The following is a 3,505-nucleotide window of genomic DNA, read 5'->3' on the forward strand; positions in this document are numbered from 1 at the left end:
AACAGTGTCAGTGTTGAAACTCATGCCTGGATCCCGGTTTGTAGGCTTGCCAAGGTGTGTTGCCACTGGAAATGCTGTTCAAGTTGACGGCCCAACTGAAGCAGCACATCTTCGCGGAAGGCACCGCCAACCAGCTGAACACCCACCGGCAAGCCCTCGGCATCTTGGTGCACGGGCAAACTGATGGCTGGTTGACCGGACATGTTCACAAATGATGTGAAGGAAATCATGCGCAGTTCCGTGGTCCGTTCCGCCAGCGAAGCAGTATTCGCCTCGTCATAGACGACGGTGAGATCTGGCACCGTCGTGGCCATGGTAGGGGTCAACAGGACATCAAAGTCTTGACCCCATTGCGGCAGGATATCGCGGGTTTCCAGCTGGATCCGTGCCGAGGCGGCAGCGTATTGGGTTGCATCATAGGACCGTCCTTGCTGGACGCGCTCACGAATGTAGGTGTCTAGTAGGCTTTCGTCGGCGACATCGTTGGCACCGGTCCAGGCGCTGACGATGATCTGGAAGTCCTCAATGCTTTGGGGACTGTAAAGCCGCGGCGTTGCGTCAACCACGGTGTGGCCAAATGATCTCAGGACTCCGGCGGCAGCATGCGTGGCTTCCAAGCAGGCGTCGTCGACGGGCAGTCCGGTTGGTGGGCTGAGCATCAGGCCAATCCGCAGGGAGCCCGGGTCGCGCAGGTAGCTATACATATAAAGTTCTGCGGGTTCAGGTGCTGAATACCATGCCGTCAGGTCTGGACCCGACATGACATCCAATAGGCCTGCGGCATCCTCGATGGTGCGGGTAATGGCACCTTCGGTGGTCGAGTGTTCCCATCCGGCGACCCCTTGCGGAATGCGACCACGGCTTGGTTTCAGCCCCACGAGTCCACAACACGAGGACGGTACGCGGATCGATCCGCCACCATCTGAGGCGTGTGCCACCGGGGCCATACCCGAAGCCACGGCTGCTGCGGCACCACCTGAAGAACCACCAGCGGTGCGTTGCAGGTTCCACGGGTTAGCGGTGGCGCCATATTTGCGGTTTTGTGACACCGTGAGCGGGCCGAATTCTGGTGAGTTCGTCCGTCCTTGCAGTGTGAAGCCACCGTCAATGAGTCGCTGGACTGCAGGGTCCGTTTCGGTCCGCGGGGTATCATCCATGGCCAACGAGCACTGGTCATTGGGTTGACCTGCGACGTCGCTTAGATTCTTCACCGGCACCGGCACACCTAAAAACGGTTGGGTAGTGTCGCCGGAAAGAACTTTTTGTTCAGCCGCGCGGGCCTGTTCTAAGGCTTGGTCGTCGTTGCGCCATACATACGCATTAATTTCGGGGTTCTTCCGGTCAATGTGAGCCGTGTATTCTGTTACGACTTCAACCGGTGAAATCTTCCGATCGCGGATCATGTGGGCAAGCGAGCTCGCGGAGGAAAAGAGATTCATGACAAATTGCTCCTGGTTTCAAAAGTGTTCGAGATGGGTGAAGCTGCGTGGTGCGGTTACTGGACGATGAGTTGGTGTTCATCATCCATTGCTTCACCTTTGGTGACCACAGTGAAACCTTCACGGCTGGCCATCGGACGAGGATCATTGGTCAGCGGGATCATGTGCGCGTCAGCAACCAGAGCATCCGATGCCTTATTCAATGCGGCGCATGCTTCTTCTTTGTTCTGCGAGTTCAGGTATTCTCCGAAGGCTGCTTCAGCTTCTTCGGACTGAGTGGCTCCAACGTTTGAACCGCCATCTTGCAGTGCTGGACCGATGCCTTGTGATACCGCATTACTCAAGGACCCAACGAAGTTCAGGTCGGCGAACACGGTCAGATCCCAGTCGCCTGGTTTCCCATAAACTGTCGAGATCCAACCACCGACATCAAGGTTGTCGAGCGTGACGTCCGCGCCTGCTTCACGCAGTTGCTCTTGAACGTAGGTGTTGCCACTACCATTTGGACCGATAATTTGAGCACCAACGATGCGGACTTTCATGCCGTCAAGCACGTCTGCAGCTGCTTCTGGGTCAAGATCAATCACCGGTGAGGCATCATAATTAGCGCACACGGTCGTGGAGGATGCCATTTGCTTGGCGACCTCACCAGCGCCTTGTGAGGAAATGTCGGTAAATGTTTCACGATCCAGGACTTGTGCCACGGCACGACGTGCTTCTGGGTCGCTAAACGGGCTGCTTTCACGTTCATTAAAGAGCACGTAGAAATCGGAGAATGGTTTCACGTCTACGCTGACAGAGCCTTCGTTTTCAACGCGTTCGATGGATTGCGGCAAGACGGCACCGGTGTCGAGTTGGCCTGCGATGAGCTGGTTGGCAGTCGAGTTCTTGTCGGCTATCACATTGAACTCAATCGACTCTGGTCGCACGTCCTCAATCGGTTCGGCGTATTCTGGCCACCAGTCGTAATCATCGCGAAGGTCGTAGGTGTAGCGAACGCCGTGGTCGGCGCTCGACATAATGTATGGTCCCGATTCAGCACCTTCGACTTGTCCCGCATCGAGTCCTTCCAGATCTTCCAGACCCGCTGGGCAAATAATCCCGCTAACAGCCAAGGAAAGACCGTTGAGCATATCAGGCCATGGTTCTGCTAGCTCGATTTGTAGTGTCTGATCATCGACGGCCGTGAACGTGACGTTGCCAGCTGGCCCAAAGACCTGCGGTCCATACACTGATGCTGTTTCTGGGTCAGTGAAGTATTCCAGAGAATCTTTCACAACGCCAGCAGTAATCGGTGTTCCATCAGAACACGTTGCTCCAGCACGCAGCGTGAGTTCGCCACCTGTTGAGTCCAGATCCCAATCTTCAGCCAGCCCTGGGGCGAGCTCATTGTTGTCATCTCTGCGAACCAGGGTGTCAAAGCTGTTTCGAGCAAGAATAAAATCCGGCAGTGAAGTGCCTTGGGTCGGATCGAAAGACGCGGGCTGGTCTACTGACGTTCGTACCAGTGATTCACCGCTGGCAGCGTTGCCGGTTTCTGCAGGCATCGCGGCGTTATCACCGGAGGTGGTGCATCCGGATAAGACAAATGTCAACGCGACCGTGGTCGGAATAGTAATGAATACTTTTTTCAATGTGCTTCTCCTGAGGTATGAGTGTTGTTTTCGATCACGACTTCATAAACGTCGATAACAGTCGCGCGGGCTTGGACTTGTGCCTGGCCGACGAACACGGATCGTGTCAGCCACAGCAGGTCGGGGTCAGAGGTGCGAAAGATAGGGGTGGTGAAGAAGTACCGCATGGCTTCCGGTCCACCATGTTCACCGTCTATATGGCGTAAGACGCCGACGTTGACGATATCGATATACGCACCCTCGTTCGTGCGGATGCCGTAGCGGGCTTCGACGTTGAAGGCGTCGTCGCTGCGACTCAAACACCAATCGCCCCCACCGGCAACGACGTGTCCTGAGATCTTGCCGGACACTTGGCCCCCGGTGATCGGAATGAATTCCAGACGTTCGTGATCGCGCTGAGTCAACGGAATGCCCGGTTCGACTTCTGCAGTG

General features: G+C 55.9%; 3 protein-coding genes. All 3 read right to left on the reverse strand.

Translation table 11 applies throughout. The annotated features are described in order from the left end of the window. Nucleotides 1-20: 20 nt before the first annotated feature. Nucleotides 21-1,439 carry an amidase gene (locus tag K8V32_RS01040; protein ID WP_303901533.1) on the reverse strand — a complete coding sequence of 473 codons (1,419 nt, stop codon included), beginning with the start codon at nt 1,437-1,439 and terminating at the stop codon, nt 21-23. 56 nt (nt 1,440-1,495) lie between these two features. Then, complete coding sequence (locus K8V32_RS01045; protein ID WP_303901537.1) at nt 1,496-3,073, reverse strand: ABC transporter substrate-binding protein; 1,578 nt, start codon at nt 3,071-3,073, stop codon at nt 1,496-1,498. Further along, on the reverse strand, nt 3,070-3,505 hold a 436-nt coding region (locus K8V32_RS01050), incomplete at its 5' end, for a DUF3237 domain-containing protein (RefSeq protein ID WP_303901540.1). The genes K8V32_RS01050 and K8V32_RS01045, both read right to left, overlap by 4 nt.

The organism is Enteractinococcus helveticum (genome assembly GCF_020742345.1).
GTDB classification, from domain to species: domain Bacteria; phylum Actinomycetota; class Actinomycetes; order Actinomycetales; family Micrococcaceae; genus Yaniella; species Yaniella helvetica_A.

Coding starts and splice junctions, on each gene's coding strand:
- K8V32_RS01040 (WP_303901533.1), bottom strand. CDS start 1,439: ATGAATCTCTTTTCCTCCGCGAGCTCGCTTGCCCACATGATCCGCGAT.